The 20,328-nt window shown below is 36.6% G+C and carries 20 protein-coding genes; 13 read left to right on the top strand and 7 right to left on the bottom strand.

The features are described 5' to 3' along the window. Nucleotides 1-134 precede the first annotated feature (134 nt). From ACIQ6Z_RS00100 to ACIQ6Z_RS00085, 4 genes are all read left to right on the top strand, one after another. Nucleotides 135-1,322 (top strand): phosphoglycerate kinase, encoded by a 1,188-nt coding sequence (locus ACIQ6Z_RS00100; protein WP_396208912.1) that lies wholly within the window; start codon nt 135-137, stop codon nt 1,320-1,322. 64 nt (nt 1,323-1,386) lie between these two features. Next, on the top strand, nt 1,387-2,922 hold the full coding sequence (locus ACIQ6Z_RS00095) for a transglycosylase SLT domain-containing protein (RefSeq protein ID WP_396208911.1): 1,536 nt from the start codon (nt 1,387-1,389) through the stop codon (nt 2,920-2,922). 10 nt (nt 2,923-2,932) lie between these two features. Further along, nucleotides 2,933-3,913 carry a DUF4837 family protein gene (locus tag ACIQ6Z_RS00090; RefSeq protein ID WP_396208910.1) on the top strand — a complete coding sequence of 327 codons (981 nt, stop codon included), beginning with the start codon at nt 2,933-2,935 and terminating at the stop codon, nt 3,911-3,913. Between the two features lie 9 nt (nt 3,914-3,922). Next, nucleotides 3,923-4,369: a GNAT family N-acetyltransferase gene (locus ACIQ6Z_RS00085; RefSeq protein WP_396208909.1), complete on the top strand. Its 447-nt coding sequence runs from the start codon at nt 3,923-3,925 to the stop codon at nt 4,367-4,369. On the opposite strand, the gene ACIQ6Z_RS00080 is transcribed toward ACIQ6Z_RS00085, so the two are convergent. From ACIQ6Z_RS00080 to ACIQ6Z_RS00055, 6 genes are all read right to left on the bottom strand, one after another. Next, a complete protein-coding gene (locus ACIQ6Z_RS00080; RefSeq protein ID WP_396208908.1) occupies nt 4,370-5,212 on the bottom strand; it encodes an OmpA family protein in 843 nt (280 codons plus the stop codon). A 66-nt stretch (nt 5,213-5,278) separates the two neighbouring features. Further along, nucleotides 5,279-6,913: a S41 family peptidase gene (locus ACIQ6Z_RS00075; RefSeq protein WP_396208907.1), complete on the bottom strand. Its 1,635-nt coding sequence runs from the start codon at nt 6,911-6,913 to the stop codon at nt 5,279-5,281. Nucleotides 6,914-6,985: 72 nt separating this feature from the next. Then, nucleotides 6,986-7,357, bottom strand: coding sequence for a ribonuclease P protein component (gene rnpA, locus ACIQ6Z_RS00070; RefSeq protein ID WP_396208906.1), 372 nt, complete (start codon nt 7,355-7,357; stop codon nt 6,986-6,988). A 50-nt stretch (nt 7,358-7,407) separates the two neighbouring features. Next, complete coding sequence (locus ACIQ6Z_RS00065) at nt 7,408-9,282, bottom strand: M1 family metallopeptidase (protein ID WP_396208905.1); 1,875 nt, start codon at nt 9,280-9,282, stop codon at nt 7,408-7,410. 71 nt (nt 9,283-9,353) lie between these two features. After that, nucleotides 9,354-10,943 carry a S8 family peptidase gene (locus ACIQ6Z_RS00060; RefSeq protein WP_396208904.1) on the bottom strand — a complete coding sequence of 530 codons (1,590 nt, stop codon included), beginning with the start codon at nt 10,941-10,943 and terminating at the stop codon, nt 9,354-9,356. A 71-nt stretch (nt 10,944-11,014) separates the two neighbouring features. Then, complete coding sequence (locus tag ACIQ6Z_RS00055; RefSeq protein WP_396208903.1) at nt 11,015-11,872, bottom strand: MBL fold metallo-hydrolase; 858 nt, start codon at nt 11,870-11,872, stop codon at nt 11,015-11,017. Nucleotides 11,873-12,106: 234 nt separating this feature from the next. On the opposite strand from ACIQ6Z_RS00055, the gene ACIQ6Z_RS00050 reads away from it, so the two are divergent. The 9 genes from ACIQ6Z_RS00050 (at nt 12,107) to ACIQ6Z_RS00010 (ending at nt 19,086) form a co-directional block, all read left to right on the top strand. After that, nucleotides 12,107-12,436: a HesB/IscA family protein gene (locus tag ACIQ6Z_RS00050; RefSeq protein WP_396208902.1), complete on the top strand. Its 330-nt coding sequence runs from the start codon at nt 12,107-12,109 to the stop codon at nt 12,434-12,436. A 9-nt stretch (nt 12,437-12,445) separates the two neighbouring features. After that, nucleotides 12,446-13,894: a Fe-S cluster assembly protein SufB gene (gene sufB / locus ACIQ6Z_RS00045; protein ID WP_396208901.1), complete on the top strand. Its 1,449-nt coding sequence runs from the start codon at nt 12,446-12,448 to the stop codon at nt 13,892-13,894. A 38-nt stretch (nt 13,895-13,932) separates the two neighbouring features. Next, entirely contained in the window at nt 13,933-14,685 is a 753-nt protein-coding gene (sufC, locus tag ACIQ6Z_RS00040) for a Fe-S cluster assembly ATPase SufC (protein WP_396142853.1), read from the top strand. A 1-nt stretch (nt 14,686) separates the two neighbouring features. Next, a complete protein-coding gene (sufD, locus tag ACIQ6Z_RS00035; RefSeq protein ID WP_396208900.1) occupies nt 14,687-16,003 on the top strand; it encodes a Fe-S cluster assembly protein SufD in 1,317 nt (438 codons plus the stop codon). 17 nt (nt 16,004-16,020) lie between these two features. Then, nucleotides 16,021-17,235 (top strand): aminotransferase class V-fold PLP-dependent enzyme, encoded by a 1,215-nt coding sequence (locus tag ACIQ6Z_RS00030; protein WP_396208899.1) that lies wholly within the window; start codon nt 16,021-16,023, stop codon nt 17,233-17,235. A gap of 11 nt (nt 17,236-17,246) precedes the next feature. Continuing rightward, nucleotides 17,247-17,699 (top strand): hypothetical protein, encoded by a 453-nt coding sequence (locus tag ACIQ6Z_RS00025; protein WP_396208898.1) that lies wholly within the window; start codon nt 17,247-17,249, stop codon nt 17,697-17,699. 1 nt (nt 17,700) lies between these two features. Then, complete coding sequence (locus tag ACIQ6Z_RS00020) at nt 17,701-18,120, top strand: SufE family protein (protein WP_396208897.1); 420 nt, start codon at nt 17,701-17,703, stop codon at nt 18,118-18,120. Nucleotides 18,121-18,208: 88 nt separating this feature from the next. Further along, entirely contained in the window at nt 18,209-18,532 is a 324-nt protein-coding gene (locus ACIQ6Z_RS00015) for an SUF system Fe-S cluster assembly protein (protein WP_396208896.1), read from the top strand. A 50-nt stretch (nt 18,533-18,582) separates the two neighbouring features. After that, nucleotides 18,583-19,086: a DUF2480 family protein gene (locus tag ACIQ6Z_RS00010; protein ID WP_396208895.1), complete on the top strand. Its 504-nt coding sequence runs from the start codon at nt 18,583-18,585 to the stop codon at nt 19,084-19,086. Between the two features lie 28 nt (nt 19,087-19,114). Here the strand turns inward: ACIQ6Z_RS00010 and hflX are convergent. Then, on the bottom strand, nt 19,115-20,328 hold a 1,214-nt coding region (gene hflX, locus ACIQ6Z_RS00005; protein ID WP_396208894.1), incomplete at its 5' end, for a GTPase HflX.

Here is a 20,328-nt window from a genome sequence, read left to right as displayed (position 1 = left end):
CCTGAATTGTAAACGAATCCTGCGAAAAAAACCAAAGAGGAACGTTTTAAAATTTTACTAAATATCTGCTTTCGTATAAAGATTTAGCATACAATAAATTATATTTGCATACTTCGAAACTAAAAACACACAGAATGAAAACACTAAACGACTTCAATTTCAATTCCAAAAAAGCCATCATCAGAGTAGATTTTAACGTGCCTTTAGACGAAAACTTTAAGGTAACCGACGCTACCCGTATTGAAGCCGCGAAACCCACAATTGATAAAATATTGAGCGACGGAGGGAGTGTTATATTAATGAGTCATTTGGGACGACCAAAAGGGATTGAAGCAAAATATTCGTTGCAGCATATTATCGCTACAACCGAAGAAATTTTAGGAAGAAAGGTTCAATTCGCTTCAGATTGTATTGGCGAAGTTGCCGAAACAGCCGCTAAAAATTTGCAACCGGGTGAAATTCTTTTATTAGAAAACCTTCGTTTTTATCCTGAAGAAGAAAAAGGCGATGTGGAGTTTTCAAAAAAATTAGCCGCATTTGGAGATATTTATGTCAACGATGCTTTTGGAACGGCGCACCGTGCACACGCTTCCACTACCATTATTGCACAGTTTTTTCAAGGTGCTAAATGTTTCGGGTATTTATTGGCCAAAGAAATCGAAAGCATTGAAAAAGTATTAAAAAACTCAGAGAAACCAGTAGTGGCCATTTTAGGAGGCAGCAAAGTTTCTTCTAAAATTACGGTAATTGAAAATATATTAGACAAAGTAAACCACATGATAATTGGTGGCGGAATGACATTTACGTTTGTGAAAGCCCTTGGCGGTAACATTGGCGATTCGATTTGTGAAGACGACAAGTTAGATTTGGCGATCGAAATATTAAAACAAGCTAAAGAAAAAGGCGTTCAAATACATATTCCAATAGATGTGGTCGCAGCAGATGCTTTTTCCAATTCGGCAAACACGCAAGTAGTTGATGTAAAACACATCCCAGACGGATGGCAAGGTCTAGATGCAGGGCCAAAATCGTTAGCCATTTTTAGACGCATTATTTTAGATTCAAAAACGATACTTTGGAACGGCCCATTAGGGGTTTTTGAAATGGAAAAATTTGCAAACGGAACCATTGCTTTGGGCGAATATATTGCAGAATCAACCGCAAGCGGAGCCTTTTCATTAGTGGGTGGTGGCGATAGTGTAGCTGCTGTGAAACAATTTGGTCTCGAGCCAAAAATGAGCTATGTTTCTACCGGAGGTGGCGCTATGTTAGAAATGTTAGAAGGCAGAACACTACCCGGAATTGCGGCCATTTTAGAATAACAACAATAAAAACCCTGATCCTCTAGTTATTAGTTTTTAATAAGCCCCAAAAAACAAAACAATAATGAAAAAATCACTGCTCTATATCTCGCTATTGCTCTCCCTTTTTTGTTTTGGGCAAGAGCATGCCGAGAAAGAATTAAACCTACAAATTTCCAAAGTTTCCTACCTAGATTCTTTGAAAGCAACCTTTATCAACCACAGTACGAGTACTTGTATTGATGAACGCTGGATTGCCGAATTAGCAAATATTGAATTGTCTGAAAATATGTTTTCGGATATTTCTAAAATCAATACAGATGAAGAAGTAGCCTATAGCCTATCTTCCGATGTTGTAAAAAAACGCTTGGCAAAATTAGACGCCCGCTCTCCTTTTCACATCGAATACAATCCGGCGTTAGAAAATACCATTAAAGCCTTTTTAAAGAATCGTAAAAATGCTTTTGAACGTCTAATGGCGATTTCTGAATACTATTTTCCCATGTTTGAAGAATATTTGGCAAAATACAACATTCCCATGGAGTTGAAATATTTAGCCATAGTCGAATCGGCACTAAATCCTACCGCAAAATCAAGGGTTGGTGCATCCGGTTTGTGGCAGTTCATGTATCCTACAGGAAAGCAATACAACTTAGAAGTCAATTCCTATGTAGACGAACGCTACGATCCTTTAAAAGCCACCGAAGCCGCCTGTCAATATTTGTCAAATTTATACGGTATTTTTGGCGATTGGAGTTTGGTGTTGGCCTCTTACAATGCGGGTCCGGGCAATGTTTCCAAAGCGATTAGAAGATCGGGAGGCAGTCAAAACTATTGGAACATTCGCAAAAACCTTCCACGAGAAACGGCTAATTATGTTCCGGCCTTTTTAGCGACCATGTACATTTATGAGTTTAGAAAAGAGCATGGTATACAACCTAAAAAAGCGGCGATTACTTATTTTGAAACCGATACCATTCAAATCAAAAAGCAGTTATCGTTCAAACAAATTTCAGAGTTATTGGATATTCCGGTGCACCAATTGGAATTTTTAAATCCGATTTACAAGTTAAAAGTCATTCCGTATGAGAAAGATAAAGCCCATTTTTTGCGTTTGCCGAAGAACAAAGTGGGTTTATTTGTGTCGAATGAAGAAAAAATTTACACCTATATTGATTATTTAGACGCTTTAACCGAAAAAATCAAAATCGAAGTCCGCCCGACAGTAAAAGATTCCTTGGTTTCGAATCCGCAGAATATTGTGGTGGCGCCACTAAATTCCGAAGAGAATGTACGTTTTTATTCCGTACAACGAGGGGATCATTTAAAGAAGATAGCTGATAAATTTGGAGTGACGGTGGCCGAATTAAAACAATGGAATGATTTAAAAACAACCACTCTTTTTGCAGGTAATCGCTTAAAGATTTATGCCAAGAAAAAAGAAACACCTGTTGTCTTAACAGCTCCCGTAGTTGAAGAATGGTATACCGTACAAAAAGGCGATACGTTGTTTTTAATTGCTAAAAAACATCCTGGCGTTACAGTGGAAGACTTGAAAAAATGGAATGCCCTTTGTGACGAAGTCATTCAACCTGGAATGAAGTTAAAAATTAACGGATAAACCAAACAACATGATGCGAATAGGCCTCGTACTTGCAGCTCTTTTCCTTCTCTTTTCCTGTGTGGGAACAGGTGTAAAAGAGGAAGTTGCTGCCGGAAGTTCAATTGGCGAAATCAACACGGTTTCTATCGTTATCGATGATCAATTATGGAACAGTGAAGTAGGTGATACCCTTAGGAAAAAATGGGCAGCTCCTGTTGACGGACTGCCACAAGAAGAACCTCTTTTTACGTTAAACCAATATCCAACAAAACTTTTTGAAGGAATGGTCAAAAAAAACAGGAACATTATTGTCCTGAGAAAAGGAAAAAAAACCGCGTTTAAGCATCAAAGAAATCGGTATGCCTCTCCCCAACAGTTGTTTTACATTACCGCTACTTCAACCGAAGAAATGATAAAGTTAGTGGAGCAAAAATCGGCTGAAATTTGCAACACCATTAAAACTGCTGAGATAGTAGAACAGCAAAAACGAATCTTAAAAGCACCCGTTTCCGACCAACTTATTCAGGAAAAATTTAAGCTAAAAATGGCGCTTCGCACAAATTATAAGTATGAATTAGTAGCGCCTAAATTTCTATGGATCCGACGCGAGCTTGCTACAGGATACAACAGTTTGTTACTGTATGAAGTGCCGATAACACATATAGAAAAAAACAATGCGATTGTAAACAACATTCTACACATTAGGGATTCTATCGGTAAAAAATTCATCCATGGCTCGGTTGGAAAAACCTGGATGGTTACTGAAAAAGCTTATTCCCCCTATTTTTTACAAACTCAAATTGATAATAAGTTAGCCTATGAAACCAAAGGGACTTGGCAGCTTAAAAATGATTTTATGGCCGGACCGTTTATCAATTATGCTATCAAAGACATCAAAAACAATCGGTATTTAATTTTGGATGGATTTACCTATAATCCGTCAAAGGCGAAAAGAGATTTGGTTTTTGAACTCGAAGCCATGATGAAATCGGTGGTATTCATCCCTTAATGAAAACGTATGGAAATTACATTCAAAATAAAGCGATTTAACGAACTTTCTGTTACCGAACTCCATGATGTGTTACAACTTCGTTCAGAGGTGTTTGTAGTGGAGCAAAATTGCGTTTATCAAGACATTGACGGCAAAGACCAGAGAGCACTCCATGTTTTAGGGTATTACCAAAACGAATTAACGGCCTATTCAAGATTATTTGATGCAGGAAATTATTTTGAAGAAGCATCGATAGGAAGGGTTATTGTGAGACAAAAATTCCGAAAATTCAATTTCGGACATGAATTGATGCGGGTTTCGATAGCTGCAATAGAAGAAAATTTCAATCAAAGTGCCATTACCATTTCGGCCCAAGAATACCTCAAAAAATTTTATGAATCTCACGGTTTTGTCCAAACCAGTGATATATACTTGGAAGACGATATTCCGCATATTCAGATGAAGCGGCGTTAATTATTTTTTTACCGCAGGAGCCTCATTTTTTAAAATCAACAATTCTACCCGTCTGTCGAGTGCCCCGCCTTGTTTTAAGGATTGGGTATTGCCATACCCCCTGTAGGTCATGCGTGCATCGCTAATCCCTTTTTTAAACAAATAGTTGTATACTCGTTTGGCTCGATTGACCGACAACTCTCTTTTTTTAGTTTCGCGATCAACAGCCTCTCTATGATAGGTGGGTGTGCAACAGACATGGCCTTGAATTTCAAATTGAATGTTTTTAAATTTGAACAATTGAAGGGCAATTTTATCGAGTTCTTTTTTGGCCAGCACAGTAAGTTGGCTGCTGCCCCGTTCAAACAACACTTTTTCCAAATAAATGCGGTCTCCTTTAACAGCATCTTTGCGAATGGAGCTGTATACACCAGGGATTTTTAAATTTTCAATGGTAATCGATTTGTAGTTTACCACCACATCAACTCTTCGGTTTTTTGATCGGGCTTCTGGGATATCAGTTTGTAAATCTTCATCGAGCATGATGCGTCCTTTTCCTTCGAGTGTAATGATGATTTTACTTTTAATGCCGCGATCGATCAATTTATTTTTTACAGTTGTGGCCCTGTTGGTAGACAACACAAAGTTGTATTCGTCTTTGCCGCGATCGTCGCAATACCCATAAATTTGGATGGATTCGATACGGGCCGTATCAATTTTTTGGACAAATGACAACACTCCTTCTGTTTGTTCCTCTTTTAAATTGAATTTATCAAATTCAAAAAAGATAGAATAAATTTCTTCTTCTTGTGCAAAACCCACCTCAAGAGAAAAAAATGCCACTATAAGTAATAACCATTTCATAGCTTGAAAATTAGTTGTTCAAAACAGCTCTTGATTCATCTTAAACGGAATAAAGACGCTATTATTTTACTTTTTTAATATCGATTGGTACTGTGGTGTATTGTTTAATAAATTGATGGCTTGTTCTATTTCGGGATTGTTTTTGGTATAATATAAATACAATCCTTCTCGATATTGATATCTAATAATTAACTCTTCTTGAAGCTGTTTTTTGATTTGTTCTTTGTTTTTTTCAAGCGCCGCTTCTTGACTTTTTTCTAATGCCGTTTCCAATTGTTTGTAGGCAACTGTAATTTGTTCCTCAATTTGTTCTTTTTTTGCGTTTTCTATAACAGTTTTGAGGGCTTTACTGGTTTCGGTGTCTAGGACAATTTTTTCTTGTTTTATATATGATTTAAAGTCTAAAAAATCGGCATCCGTAACTGACGGAACTTCTGAAACCGTTGGGGTTTTATAATACAACTGGGTCGCAAAATTGAAAATAGCTTCATTTTTTAAAAGCGTTTCGGTGGTATGCGCTAATTTGGTCGATGCAATTTCAATATCGGGCAATACGCCACCGCCATCATAAACAGTTCTACCTGCTTTTGTTTTAAAAGCATTGTATTCTTTTTGCGCTTTTTTTGTAGCTTTTCCGTTCTCGTCTTTTTTAGAATAATCAAGTGCTTGTATGCATCTTCCCGAGGGCGTATAATATCTAGAGATGGTTACTTTTACCTGTGTGCCATACGACAAATCTAATGGACGTTGCACCAATCCTTTTCCAAAACTTCTGCTCCCTAGAACAACTCCGCGGTCTAAATCCTGAATTGCTCCCGCAACAATTTCAGAAGCAGAGGCACTTTTTCCATCTACAATAACGGCCAATGGAATTACCAAATCATTGGGTTCGTTTTTGGTGCGGTATTCTAAGTTGTATTTAACATTTTTTGATTTTGTGGTTACTATCAGTTCGTTTTTAGCCACAAAAAGATTGCAAATATTTACTGCTTCATGCAATAACCCTCCTGGATTTCCTCGAAGATCTAAAATAATTTTTGTGGCCCCTTGTTGTTTTAAATCCAGTAAAGCGGCTTTGGTTTCGGCACTTGCTTTTTCGTTAAATTTAGACAATACGATATAGCCTGTTTTGTCTTTTAATAATGCATAATAGGGTACGGCTTTTATTTCGACTTCGTTTAAAACGATGCTCGCCTTGCGCGTTGTTCCTTGTCTTAAGTAAATAATGTTTACCGAGGTGTTTTTGGCCCCTTTCAACAACTGAGAAGCATCATCTTGGTATTCTTTTAAAGTAACGTCACCAATTTGCAGTAATTCATCCCCTGCTTTTAATCCTGCTTTATCGGCCGGAAATCCTTTGTATATTTCTTTTAAGTAAACCTTTCCGTCTTTTCGTTGTACCATGGCCCCAATACCAGTGTATTCCCCCGTATTGTTGATTTTATACTTTAAGACATCTTGTTCGTTAAAAAAAACAGTGTACGGATCCAGTTCTTTTAGCATGTTTTTGATGGCAATATCCATCATTTCCCCTGCATTGGTTTCGTCGACATAATTTTGGTTTACCGTTTTAAAAACGCCGGTAAAGATTTCGATTTGTTTCGCAATTTCAAAAAAATCATTTTTAAAACTCACCCCTACCCAAAGAAAGATTAAGGCGATAACGGGAATCATTATTTTTCTCTTGAAAAAATGTTTCATGAACAAGGCAATGTATTAATTTAGTATACGAAAGTAACGAATATTCACCAAAACGCGCACGCTATACTCGATTTACTTTATGGTTTCGTTGAATTTTTGAAAAAGTTGGATGGTTTTTTCTTCAATTTCTTGAAATGAAAGGCGTTCTTTTGTTTGATAGAAAAACATTATAGCATAGGGTTTTTCCAAAGTATCAAGCAAAATATGTTTGTTTAATCGATAGGTTTCGCGCAAAACACGTTTGAAATAATTGCGGTCTACTGCTTTTTTAAAATATTTTTTTGAAACCGATACGCCCATTTTTAAGAGCACGGCATTTTCTTCTTTATTTTCAATATATACCAAACGCAAAGGAAATTTCGAAACCGAATTTCCTTCCGAAAATAGCAAATCAATAGTTGTTTTACTTTTTAATTTTTCTTTTTTGGGATACGTGAATGACATGATGCAAAGGTATAAAAAAAGCCGACGTGTGTTTGTCGGCTTCTTAGGGATTATTTTTTTATAAAAGCATTGTCTTCTTTGTTGATATCGGCCATTTTATTTTCGGGATCAATAGTAATGGATTTGATGTTTGTTTTTGAGATATCAAAAGAGTAAGTGGGGTAGGCCCAATCCCATCCTTTTAATACCGTTCCTTTGATTTCGGGGTACGGATTTGGTTTTTCCCAACGCATTAAAGTATTCGGAATGTAGAAAAACTCTTTCGTTCCATCTGTAAATTCCACCATAATATCTAGAGGCATTGGCATTCTTCCTTTTCTTTCTAAAGCTACTTTTGTAGTAGAAGTATTTATTTCAGAAACAGCTGTAATGCTATAGTCAATCGTATTTGTAGTTAAGGTCCAATCCAACAAATACCAATCCAAATTAGCCCCCGAAATTTTTTCAGCTACCCGTTTGATGTCGTTAGGAGTTGGATGGGTAAACTTATAGTCGTTGTAGTATCTTTTGATCGTTTTGTTGAGGTTTTCCTCACCAATAATATAACCCAATTGCACTAAAAACACTTCTCCTTTGCTGTAGGCAGAAATGCCATAACCCATATTGACGTCATACCGATCCGCGTGTGTGGAAAGCGGTTGTTCTTTTCCGGATTTTGCTAAATAAATGTAATTATTATAAGCATCCTCATACGGAATTTCTGGTTTTTTGGGAGGCAATACTTTATTCATAGCGCTATTGGAAATGTAAGAAGTAAAGCCTTCGTCCATCCATTCGTGTTTGCTTTCATTCGTTGCTAAGACAAATTGAAACCAAGAATGGGCCATTTCGTGTGCTGTAACACCAACCAAACTTCCAAAGGAACGATTTCCAGTGATTAGCGTACACATGCCATATTCCATTCCGCCATCGCCTCCTTGAATTACCGAATATTGTTTATAGGGATAAAGCCCTACGTTTTCGTTAAAAAACGCTAATAATTCGGCCGTTTTAGGCTGCATCTTTTTCCAATTTTCAATATTGTCTTTTTTGTTTTTGTATAAGAAATGTAAGGCAATATTATTGGGTCCCACGAGTACATCATGGACAAATTCATTATCGGCACCCCAAGCGAAATCATGCACGTTAGGTGCATAAAAATGCCAGGTAAGGGTTTTGGTTTTCTTCGGATATATTACAGTAACGCCGGCATCTTGATAACCGTGTCCAATTTCATTTGGGTTTTGTAAATAACCAGTACCACCAATGGTGTAGTCTTTGTCAATGGTAATTTTAACATCAAAATTGCCCCAAACACCATGAAATTCGCGGGCAATGTATGGATTGGCATGCCAGCCTTCGAAATCATATTCACATAATTTAGGATACCACTGTGTCATGGAAAGGGCCACGCCTTCTTCAGATAATCTGCCCGAACGACGAATTTGCAACGGCACTTGTCCTTCAAAATCTAATGAAAAGGTTGTTTTTTGTTTGGGTAAAATAGGATTGGCTAATGTTACTTCTAAAACGGTGCCTACAACTTTAGTGATTGCCACCGCACCATCTTGTTTGAAATTTGCAATATTTAAATAGCCAATTTCATCCGGTTTTAAGGTGCTGATTTTACTTTCTTTTTGCTCTTTACCTTCTTTTTTAAAGGTTCTCACCATGCGTTTATCGGGGTCTAAAATGCTTTGAAGTCTGGCGTCCATTTCGCTTCCCGGTTGAAACGCATTGTTGAATAAATGATAATACACTTTGTGCAACGTGTCAGCCGAATTGTTGGTGTATACGATTTCTTGTTTGCCGGTGTATTGAAATTTTTTCACATCCATTTTCACATCCATTTTATAGTCAACATGTTGTTGCCAATAGCCTGGATTTGGATTGTTTTGTGCCCACAAAAAGAGGGGGAAACAGCTTAAAAAAAGAAATTTTTTCATATTTGAATTTAAAAGAAATCCTATAAAGTATAGAAACCTTGAGAATATTATGTATTAATACAGCTTTAGTGCTATTTTTTCGCCATTTTTTTCGCTAAAAGCATTGCGTTATAAGCATTGATGATGCGACCCGATTTTGAAGCTTCGGAAAAATTTGTTTTGCGCTTTTCTTCTCCTAACATAACAGTATTTTTCAGTGGGATTCCACTTTCCATAATAATTTGTTTTACTTGCACCGCAGTTAAAGTTGGATAGTAGGAACGAAGTAAAGCTGCTACTCCAGCAACATTTGGTGATGCCATTGAAGTCCCTTCTAGATACTCGTATGAATTTAAAGGTGTTGTTGCATAAATTTGAGCACCAGGTGCAAATATGTCTACATTATTTTTTCCATAATTTGAAAAATCAGCTACCATTTTAGTATCGTAACTTGGCGAAAGCGCTCCAACAATTAATACGTTGTTTGCATATTCAGAGCTACCATCATAGGTGTCGTTTGGATATTTATTGGTTACATCCAAATCATACGATTCGTTTCCAGCAGCAATAACTACTAAAACATCTTTTGAGGCCGCATACTTAATAGCATCGATTACCCATTCTTTATTTTGTGAAAAATATTTTCCAAAAGAACCATTGATCACTTTAGCGCCATTGTCTGCAGCATAACGAATCCCAAGCGCAATATCTTTATCGTATTCATCGCCGTTTGGAACCGCTCGAACAACCATTATTTCTGCCGTTTGGGCAACACCGTCTCCTCCTTTGTTGTTTCCTCGCATTTGAGCTACAATTCCAGCGACATGAGTTCCGTGTTTTGCTGCTTTTGGATCGGGTCCAATTACGTTGTTGTTACCGTATTTAATATCTTTGAGGTCGTTAGGATTGTCCCCAACAATTGAACGGCCATCGAATTCTACATTTAATCTGTAATTGAGATTGCCATAGACATAGTCTTTGTATTCTTCAATTTCGGCATCAAATTTCTCTTTTGTTGTAACGCTTAAAATTTGAATTAATATAGCTTTTGCCTGATTTACACTCGTTTCATTAGAAACAATTCCTTTGACATCTTCTAGTGTAAAAACATCTTTATTTAGATGTGTTTTAATTGATTTTTCGGCATTTAATATAAAATCAAGTTGTTGTTTTTCTAATTTAATGTTTTTTAGTTCTTCGTCCAACTTTGCTTTTGCTTTTTCATAGTCTGGTGTTCCAGGCCCTTTTTTAACAATGCGCGTCATTTCAAGCTGTTCGTTAACGACATTGCCTAAAAAATTCCAGCCATGCACATCGTCGATATAGCCGTTGTTGTCATCGTCAATTCCGTTTCCGGCGATTTCGTTTGGGTTGGTCCAAATGGCGGCTTTTAAATCCTCATGGTTTATATCCACTCCAGAATCTACGATGCCAACAATTACTTTTTGCCCTTTTTTATTCTTGATTATTTCATTGTAAACCCTGTCAACACTCATACCGGGCACCGTATCTCTGAGTAAGTCTAAATGACTCCAACGCATTAAATCCTTTTCGGCAACAGAGGTTGTTTTTAAGGATAATTTATCAAGATCTGCTGTAGCAATCGGTTTTTGGGATCTACAACTTGTAAAAATGGCTATAAAAACTAAGCTCAAATAAAATGGGTTAAATATTTTTTTCATGGGGTAAATAATTTCAGTTATTGGACTGATTTGTGTTGTATTTGTTACAATTAAGTAAGTTTTATCAAAAATTAAAAAAGATCATCGTATCGCAATACTTCTTTTAGCCGAACCCCTTTTTCTGTTTTTTCAACCGTAATGATTTGATTGTGCGCATCATGTTCTAAAAACAAATAATAATTATGATCGGCGGCGGCATTCATAAACTTAGTTTTTTCATCCAGGGTTAACAGCGGTCTTGTGTCGTAGCCCATAACATAAGGAATTGGAATATGGCCAGCTGTTGCCAACAAATCCCCACAAAAAACGATTGTTTTTCCATTGTAATGAATGTGTGGGATCATTTGTTTTTCGGTGTGTCCATCAGCAAAAAATACGCCAAAACCCAATTCAGATTCTGCTAAAAAATCATCTTCTGGACGTTTGATAAACTGCAATTGACCGCTTTCTTGCATTGGAATAATGTTTTCATGTAAAAAAGAAGCTTTTTCTCTTGAGTTGGGTTTTGTAGCCCACTCCCAATGGTTATCATTGGTCCAATAATTTGCATTTTTGAAAGCGACTTCAAAACCAGTTTTGGCCGCGTTCCAGTTGACACTTCCGCCACAATGATCAAAATGCAGATGGGTCATGAAAACATCTGTGATATCATCACGGTGAAAACCAGCTAATTTTAAGGATAGTTCTAAGGAATGATTTCCCCAAAGCGAATAATAACTAAAAAACTTATCCGACTGCTTGTTTCCCATTCCGGTGTCAATTAAAATCAAGCGATTTCCGTCTTCAATTAGGAGGCATCGAGCCGCAATATCAATGAGGTTGTTTTCATCTGCCGGATTGGTTTTGTTCCAAATTGTTTTGGGCACCACACCAAACATGGCTCCCCCATCTAGTTTAAAATTTCCGGCCTCAATAGCATGCAATTTCATCGTTTCTTATTTTGAGCCAAATTACAAAAAATACCAGAAACAAAAACTATGTTAACATAAGTTATAAAAATGTTAGCAAATCTTGTAAAAAGTAAATTATGATATATCTTTGCAGTTAATTTAGACAAAATCAAAATAAGCTATGGAATAGGCATCAGAAAAAAGCAATTTTATTAATGAATTTTTCTGTGCGCGTTCCCTAATGCATATTAAACAACAAATACAAATGAGGTTATGATTAAAGTTTCTGACACAGCAAGTAAAAGAATCATTGCCATGATGCAAGAAGATGGTTTTGATGCCGCCCAAGATTATGTTAGAGTAGGCGTAAAAAGTGGTGGTTGCTCGGGGTTGTCTTATGAATTAAAATTTGACAAACAAACGGGAGAGAACGACAAAATATTTGAAGACAATGCCATTAAAATTGTAGTTGAAAAAAAGAGTTTTCTTTATTTGGCCGGTACAGTTTTAGAGTTTTCAGGAGGTTTAAATGGCAAAGGATTTGTTTTTAACAATCCAAATGCACAAAGAACGTGTGGCTGCGGAGAAAGCTTCTCGTTATAAATTAAAAAAATGAGTAAATACACAGAAGACGACTTAAAAGTTGAATTAGAAAATAAAGAATACGAATACGGATTTTATACTGAATTGGATTCTGAAACGTTTCCAATTGGTTTAAATGAAGACATTGTTCGTGCCATTTCAAAGAAAAAAGAAGAACCCGAATGGATGACCGATTGGCGTTTGGAAGCTTTTCGTGCTTGGCAAGAAATGATAGAACCCGAATGGGCTAATGTTCATTATGAAAAACCAGATTTTCAAGCGATTTCTTATTATTCGGCACCCAAAAAAGCCGACCCAAATAAAAAGCTAGAAGATGTGGATCCTGAACTTTTGGCGATGTACAAAAAGCTAGGGATTTCAGTCGACGAACAAAAGAAAATGAACAATGTAGCTATTGATATCGTGGTAGACTCGGTTTCTGTGGCAACAACTTTTAAGAAAACACTAAACGAAAAAGGCATTATTTTTTGTTCGATTTCGGAAGCCATCAAAGAACATCCAGAATTGGTGCGCAAACATTTAGGAACGGTTGTTCCGCAGAAAGATAATTTTTATGCAGCTTTAAACTCGGCCGTTTTTTCTGACGGAAGTTTCTGCTACATTCCAAAAGGCGTTCGTTGTCCAATGGAATTATCCACGTATTTCCGAATCAATCAAGGAGGAACAGGTCAGTTTGAAAGAACTTTGTTAATTGCCGATGAAGGCAGTTACGTTTCGTATTTAGAAGGTTGTACGGCTCCAAGTCGTGATGAAAATCAATTGCACGCCGCTGTTGTAGAATTAATTGCCATGGACGATGCCGAAATCAAATATTCAACCGTTCAAAACTGGTATCCTGGAAATAAGGAGGGAAAAGGAGGAGTATATAACTTCGTAACCAAAAGAGGATTCTGTGAGAAAAACGCTAAAATTTCTTGGACCCAAGTAGAAACAGGTTCGGCAGTAACGTGGAAATATCCTTCGGTTGTGTTGAAAGGTGATAATTCAATTGGCGAATTTTATTCCATTGCTGTTACCAACAATTATCAGCAAGCCGATACGGGAACGAAGATGATTCACTTGGGTAAAAATACCAAATCGACGATCATTTCTAAAGGAATTTCAGCAGGTAAATCACAAAACAGCTACAGAGGATTAGTACAAATAGGCGCAAGAGCCGAAAATGCCCGTAACTTTTCACAATGTGATTCGTTGTTAATGGGAAATAATTGTGGCGCACATACGTTTCCTTATATCGAAAGTAAAAATGCTTCGGCAAAAATTGAACATGAGGCTACGACCTCAAAAATTGGCGAAGATCAAGTATTCTATTGCAACCAACGCGGTATTCCAACGGAGAAAGCTATTGCTTTAATCGTAAACGGATTCAGCAAAGAAGTATTGAACAAATTGCCCATGGAATTTGCTGTGGAAGCGCAGAAATTGTTGGAAATTTCGTTAGAAGGTTCAGTAGGATAATCAATCAAAAAAATTAGAATAAATAACACATTTACAAAATGTTACAGATAAAAAACTTACACGCTTCGGTAGAAGACAAAGAAATATTAAAAGGAATTAACCTTGAAATTAAAGCAGGGGAAGTACATGCGATTATGGGACCAAATGGTGCTGGAAAATCGACATTATCTTCCATCATTGCCGGAAATGAAAACTACGAAGTTTCTGAAGGCGAAATCTTTTTAGATGGTGAAGAAATTTCAGAATTAGCACCCGAAGAAAGAGCGCACAAAGGGGTTTTCTTGTCGTTTCAATACCCAGTGGAAATTCCAGGGGTTTCGGTGACGAATTTTATCAAAACGGCAATCAACGAAAAACGCAAAGCCAACAAGCAAGACGAAATGCCTGCGAATGAAATGCTGAAATTAATACGTGAAAAATCAGAATTATTAGAAATGGATAGAAAATTCTTGTCGCGTTCTTTAAACGAAGGGTTTTCAGGTGGTGAAAAGAAACGTAATGAAATTTTCCAAATGGCCATGTTGGAACCAAAAATCGCTATTTTGGACGAAACCGATTCAGGCTTGGATATCGACGCCTTGCGAATTGTAGCGAATGGGGTAAACAAATTAAAAAACGAAAACAACGCGGTGTTGGTGATTACACACTACCAACGTTTGTTGGATTATATCGTTCCCGATTTTGTTCACGTGTTAATGGATGGAAAAATCGTAAAAACCGGTGGAGCCGATTTGGCTTTAGAATTGGAAGAAAAAGGTTACGATTGGATTAAACAAGAACAAGAAGCATAATATGGAGTTGAAAGAAAAAATGTTAGCTTCGTTCATGGCTTTTGAAGAAAAGATTGACATCCAATCAGAACTTCATGAGGTAAGAAGTAACGCCATAAAAAATTTCGAAAACAAAGGTTTCCCCACTAAAAAAGAGGAAGCTTGGAAATACACGTCGTTAAATGCCATTTTAAAAAATGATTTTTCGGTTTTTCCAAAGAAAGAAAATACAATCGAGTTTAAAGATGTAAAAAAGTATTTTTTACACGAAATCGACACCTATAAAGTTGTTTTTATAGACGGAATTTTCAGTTCGTTTTTGTCGTCTACAACACATGACGGTTTAGATGTTTGTTTGATGTCTTCGGCATTGACCAAACCGAAATATAAAATGGCAATCGACAGCTATTTTAACCAAATTGCGAGTAAAGAAGAAAGTTTAACGTCTTTAAATACGGCATTTTCGTTAGAGGGGGCTTACATCAATATTCCAAAAAGTAAAGTGGTAGAAAAGCCTATTGAGATTATTTATTTTTCTACAGGAACCGAAGCGGCTTTGATGGTACAACCTAGAAATTTAGTCATTGTGGGAGAGAACGCTCATGTTCAAATTGTAGAACGTCATCAAAGTTTGAATAGCAATCCAGTTTTAACGAATTCGGTAACCGAAATTTTTGCTCAAAAACGCGCCATCGTTGATTATTATAAAATTCAAAACGATGTTCAAACTGCCAATTTGATCGACAACACCTATATTGCTCAAAAGCAAGAGAGTAGAGTGGCGGTACATACGTTTTCGTTTGGTGGAAACATCACAAGAAATAACTTGAATTTTTATCATCAAGGGGAACGTATTGATTCTACCTTGAAAGGCGTAACTCTTATTGGCGACAAACAACATGTAGATCATTATACGTTGGTGCAACATGCGACACCCAATTGCGAAAGCCATCAGAACTATAAAACGATACTAAACGAAAGTGCAACAGGTGTTTTTAACGGTAAAATTTTCGTTGAAAAAGAAGCCCAAAAAACGGATGCATTCCAACAAAATAACAATATTTTAATTGGCGATAAAGCGACGATCAACGCCAAGCCACAATTGGAAATTTTTGCCGATGATATTAAGTGTTCGCACGGATGTACCATCGGACAACTTGATGAAAGCGCCATGTTTTACATGCAACAACGCGGGATTCCTAAAAAAGAAGCCAAAGCCTTGTTGATGTATGCGTTTACCAGTGAAGTGACCAATAGCATAAAAATACCCGAATTAAAAGCAAAAATTGCTCGTATTATCGCTGATAAATTGGGCGTAAATATGGGGTTTGATTTGTAATAATATACCATAGAAATATGTTAGACATCCAAAAAGTAAGAGCTGATTTCCCTATTTTATCGCAAAAAGTAAATGGGAAACCTTTGGTGTATTTTGACAATGGGGCTACTTCACAAAAACCGCAAGTGGTGATCGATGCTATTTCTAACTATTACAGCGAAATCAATGCGAATATTCACCGCGGTGTACATACATTGAGTCAATTGGCTACCGATGCGTATGAAGCGTCGAGAAATACCATTCAAAATCACTTAAACGCCAAACACAACTACGAAATCATTTTTACTTCGGGAACGACTTTCGGAATAAACTTGGTGGCGAATGGTTTTGCAAGTTTAATAAAATCTGGTGATGAGGTGATGGTTTCTGCTTTAGAACACCACAGTAACATTGTGCCTTGGCAATTTTTATGCGAAAAAACGGGCGCAAAGCTGGTCGTTATTCCAATGAATGAAAAAGGAGAATTAATCCTTTCGGAATTTGATAAATTACTTTCCGAGAAAACAAAAATTGTAGCAGTTAACCATATTTCAAATGCGTTAGGAACGATTAACCCAATAGAAGACATCATTACAAAAGCACATGGAGTAGGAGCAGCGGTTTTAATTGACGGCGCTCAAGCTACACCGCATTTACAACCCGATGTACAAGCGTTAGATTGTGATTTTTATGTGTTTTCTGGGCATAAAGTGTGTGGCCCAACAGGCGTGGGAATTTTATACGGAAAAGAGGAATGGTTGCGAAAATTGCCACCCTATCAAGGCGGAGGCGAAATGATTGCTGAAGTAACGTTTGAAAAAACTACGTATGCCGATTTACCACATAAATTTGAAGCAGGAACGCCAAATATCGATGGCGGAATTGTTTTAGGAACCGCTATTGATTACATGAATGCCATTGGTTTTGATAACATTGCAGCTTACGAACACGAATTATTACTTTACGGAACCAAAAGATTACAAGAAATCGAAGGGTTAAAAATCTTTGGAACGAGCGAAAACAAAGCGTCGGTCATTTCGTTCAATATCGAAGGAATTCATCCGTATGATATTGGAACTATTATAGATAAATTGGGAATAGCCGTAAGAACCGGTCATCATTGTGCACAACCGATTATGAATTTTTTCAACATTCCGGGCACCATACGAGCTAGTTTTGCTTTTTACAATACCAAGGAAGAAATTGATATCTTTGTTGAAGCGGTTAAAAAAGCACAAATGATGTTGTCTTAAAAACTAAAAGCATGAAAGCAATTACTTTAATTTTACTTGTATTTAATTTAAGTTGTGTAAGTAAAAAAAATAATACAATAGCACAAACAAACACAGATCAGCATAGTTTTACACTACCAAAAATTGTATTTGAATCAAATTCTCGAGGGTTTTTTCATAGTATTACCATAGAAAATGGCACTATTACTTCTTCCAAAATTAGAGGCGAAAAAGGTTCTCAGTTCCAATTGTCTTCTGATGAAATGAAAACTATTCAAATGGAATTGGAAAAAATAGAATTTGTCAAAATTCCAACGCTAGAAGCGCCTTCAGAAAAACGATTTTATGATGCGGCACCAATTACTTATTTAGAAATAATAGAAAAAGACAAAAGCTATAAGACACCTGAATTTGATGGGGGATACCCTCCAAAATATATTCAAAAATTAGTGCTTACAATTCTAGCAATTGTTGAAAAAAAATAACATGACAATACAAGACATACAACACGAAATTGTTGATGAGTTTTCTATGTTTGACGACTGGATGCAGCGTTACGAATACATCATTGAGCTAGGAAAAACACTTCCTATAATTGACGAGCAATACAAAGTAGACGAAAACATTATTAAAGGGTGCCAATCAAAAGTATGGGTGCATGGCGAAGAACAAGATGGAAAAATTGTCTTTACAGCCGATAGCGATGCTATTTTAACCAAAGGTATTATTGCTATTTTAATTCGGGCGTTTTCAAACCAAACACCAAGTTCAATTTTAGAGGCTAACACTGATTTTATTGATGAAATAGGATTAAAAGAACATTTGTCGCCCACAAGAGCAAACGGATTGGTTTCAATGATTAAACAAATTAAAATGTATGCTTTAGCCTTTCAAGCGAAGCAATAAAAAATTAAACATATAAGCCATATAAGTTAAATAGAATTAACTTAAATTCTCTTTTATGCCTTATATGGTTATAATAAAAATTAAAAAAATGGAAGAATTTAACGATACAATCAATTTAGGGGAAGACGTAGTCAAAGTATTAAAAGGAATTTTTGATCCCGAAATTCCTGTAGATATTTATGAATTAGGTTTAATCTACGATGTCATGATCAACGAAGACAATGATGTAAAAATCGTCATGACTTTAACATCACCCAACTGTCCTGTGGCAGAAACATTGCCGCAAGAAGTGGAGGAAAAAGTAAAATCTATTGATACCGTAAAATCATGCGAAGTAGAAATTACATTTGATCCGCCATGGAGTAAAGATTTGATGAGCGAAGAAGCTAAGTTAGAATTGGGAATGTTATAAAATTTGTTTAATGTTTCAAGTTGCTCAACTTGAAACTTGAAACTTCTCAAATGGACGAAATAGTAAATAAAGTAGCGCAAAGTTCCTTGATGGTATTCGATTTAGAAGATTACTATCCAGATGGTCATGTGGTTGAGGTTGATATTTCCCAATGGTTAGTGGAAGGTTTTTTACTGAAAGAAGCTGATTTTAGAGCCCAATTAAAAGATACCGATTGGTCTAAGTACGATGACAAATATGTGGCTTTATATTGTGCTACCGATGCCATTTTACCTGCTTGGGCATTTGCGTTAGTGGCGGTTCATTTGGCGCCTTTTGCTTTACAAGTTGTTCATGGCACAAAAGAAATGGCAGTTATTGCTTGGTATCAAGACATTTTAAACAAACTCGACTACACCGATTATTTTGACAAACCTGTTATTTTAAAAGGCTGTTCTAAAAAAGCTGTACCCAACCAAGTGTATACCGTAGCCATACAAAAACTACAAAAAGTAGCCAAAAGCGTTATGTTTGGTGAAGCGTGTTCGGCAGTGCCTTTGTATAAACGAAAATAAAAAAGACCTCAACATTGAGGTCTTTTTTTTACTCGTTCTCAACCGCGTCTTTATAATCGGGATATAAGAATTTATTGTACGGAAAGCGTGTAATGTGAATTTCACGCACTGCTTCATAAATCTTTTCTCTAAATTCTTCAAAATTGGCTTTTTCAGTAGCCGAAATAAACAAGGTTTTGCTTTCGCCTAATTTGCTCATCCACGTGTTTTTCCACTCTTCCAAGGTGTAATGTTTGGTAGTTTTCTCCACACTTAAATCGTTTTCATCAAAATAAACCGATTGAAATGCGTCAATTTTATTGAACACCATAATCGTGGGTTTATCGGCACTTTTAATATCCTGCAAAATTTGGTTTACCGAAGCAATATGGTCTTCAAAATCGGGATGTGAAATATCTACCACATGAAGCAATAAATCGGCCTCCCTCACTTCATCTAAAGTACTTTTAAACGATTCAACTAATTGTGTGGGCAATTTTCTAATAAATCCTACGGTGTCGCTTAAAAGAAACGGCAAATTCTTTATTACGGTTTTTCTTACGGTAGTGTCAAGCGTGGCAAATAATTTATTTTCGACAAACACGTCGCTTTTTCCTACGGCATTCATTAAGGTTGATTTGCCCACATTGGTATATCCTACTAAAGCCACACGAACCATGGCCCCGCGGTTGCTGCGTTGGGTAGCCATTTGTTTATCGATTACTTTGATTTTATCTTTTAGCAACGAAATTCTATCTCGCACAATACGGCGGTCGGTTTCAATTTCGGTTTCACCCGGTCCGCGCATCCCGATACCTCCTTTTTGACGTTCCAAGTGCGTCCACATTCCGGTTAAACGCGGCAATAAGTATTGGCATTGCGCTAATTCTACTTGTGTTCGGGCGTATGAAGTTTCGGCACGCTGTGCAAAAATATCTAAGATAAGATTCGTTCGGTCTAGCACTTTACAATCTAATTCTTTGGTAATATTTTTAGATTGTGAAGGGGTTAATTCATCATCAAAAATTACGGTTTTTATATCGTTGTCTTTGATGAAATATTTGATTTCTTCTAGTTTTCCAGTTCCTACAAAAGTTTTAGGGTTGGGCTTATCCATTTTTTGGGAAAAGCGTTTCACCACCGTTCCACCAGCAGTGAAGGTTAAGAACTCCAATTCGTCAAGATATTCGTTTAGTTTATCTTCACTTTGGTTTTGGGTTATTATTCCAACTATAATTGATTTTTCAAAGTCAATAACTTCTT

Source organism: Flavobacterium sp. (assembly GCF_044376915.1).
Taxonomy (GTDB): domain Bacteria; phylum Bacteroidota; class Bacteroidia; order Flavobacteriales; family Flavobacteriaceae; genus Flavobacterium.
Note: the sequence above shows the minus strand (reverse complement) of the source record. Positions and strands in the feature narration are given on the sequence as shown.

Bases quoted from the DNA above. Each gene is read 5' to 3' on its own strand.
- ACIQ6Z_RS00100 (WP_396208912.1), top strand. From the start codon at position 135: ATGAAAACACTAAACGACTTCAATTTCAATTCCAAAAAAGCCATCATC.
- ACIQ6Z_RS00095 (WP_396208911.1), top strand. From the start codon at position 1,387: ATGAAAAAATCACTGCTCTATATCTCGCTATTGCTCTCCCTTTTTTGT.
- ACIQ6Z_RS00090 (WP_396208910.1), top strand. From the start codon at position 2,933: ATGATGCGAATAGGCCTCGTACTTGCAGCTCTTTTCCTTCTCTTTTCC.
- ACIQ6Z_RS00085 (WP_396208909.1), top strand. From the start codon at position 3,923: ATGGAAATTACATTCAAAATAAAGCGATTTAACGAACTTTCTGTTACC.
- ACIQ6Z_RS00080 (WP_396208908.1), bottom strand. From the start codon at position 5,212: ATGAAATGGTTATTACTTATAGTGGCATTTTTTTCTCTTGAGGTGGGT.
- ACIQ6Z_RS00075 (WP_396208907.1), bottom strand. From the start codon at position 6,913: ATGAAACATTTTTTCAAGAGAAAAATAATGATTCCCGTTATCGCCTTA.
- rnpA (WP_396208906.1), bottom strand. From the start codon at position 7,357: ATGTCATTCACGTATCCCAAAAAAGAAAAATTAAAAAGTAAAACAACT.
- ACIQ6Z_RS00065 (WP_396208905.1), bottom strand. From the start codon at position 9,282: ATGAAAAAATTTCTTTTTTTAAGCTGTTTCCCCCTCTTTTTGTGGGCA.
- ACIQ6Z_RS00060 (WP_396208904.1), bottom strand. From the start codon at position 10,943: ATGAAAAAAATATTTAACCCATTTTATTTGAGCTTAGTTTTTATAGCC.
- ACIQ6Z_RS00055 (WP_396208903.1), bottom strand. From the start codon at position 11,872: ATGAAATTGCATGCTATTGAGGCCGGAAATTTTAAACTAGATGGGGGA.
- ACIQ6Z_RS00050 (WP_396208902.1), top strand. From the start codon at position 12,107: ATGATTAAAGTTTCTGACACAGCAAGTAAAAGAATCATTGCCATGATG.
- sufB (WP_396208901.1), top strand. From the start codon at position 12,446: ATGAGTAAATACACAGAAGACGACTTAAAAGTTGAATTAGAAAATAAA.
- sufC (WP_396142853.1), top strand. From the start codon at position 13,933: ATGTTACAGATAAAAAACTTACACGCTTCGGTAGAAGACAAAGAAATA.
- sufD (WP_396208900.1), top strand. From the start codon at position 14,687: ATGGAGTTGAAAGAAAAAATGTTAGCTTCGTTCATGGCTTTTGAAGAA.
- ACIQ6Z_RS00030 (WP_396208899.1), top strand. From the start codon at position 16,021: ATGTTAGACATCCAAAAAGTAAGAGCTGATTTCCCTATTTTATCGCAA.
- ACIQ6Z_RS00025 (WP_396208898.1), top strand. From the start codon at position 17,247: ATGAAAGCAATTACTTTAATTTTACTTGTATTTAATTTAAGTTGTGTA.
- ACIQ6Z_RS00020 (WP_396208897.1), top strand. From the start codon at position 17,701: ATGACAATACAAGACATACAACACGAAATTGTTGATGAGTTTTCTATG.
- ACIQ6Z_RS00015 (WP_396208896.1), top strand. From the start codon at position 18,209: ATGGAAGAATTTAACGATACAATCAATTTAGGGGAAGACGTAGTCAAA.
- ACIQ6Z_RS00010 (WP_396208895.1), top strand. From the start codon at position 18,583: ATGGACGAAATAGTAAATAAAGTAGCGCAAAGTTCCTTGATGGTATTC.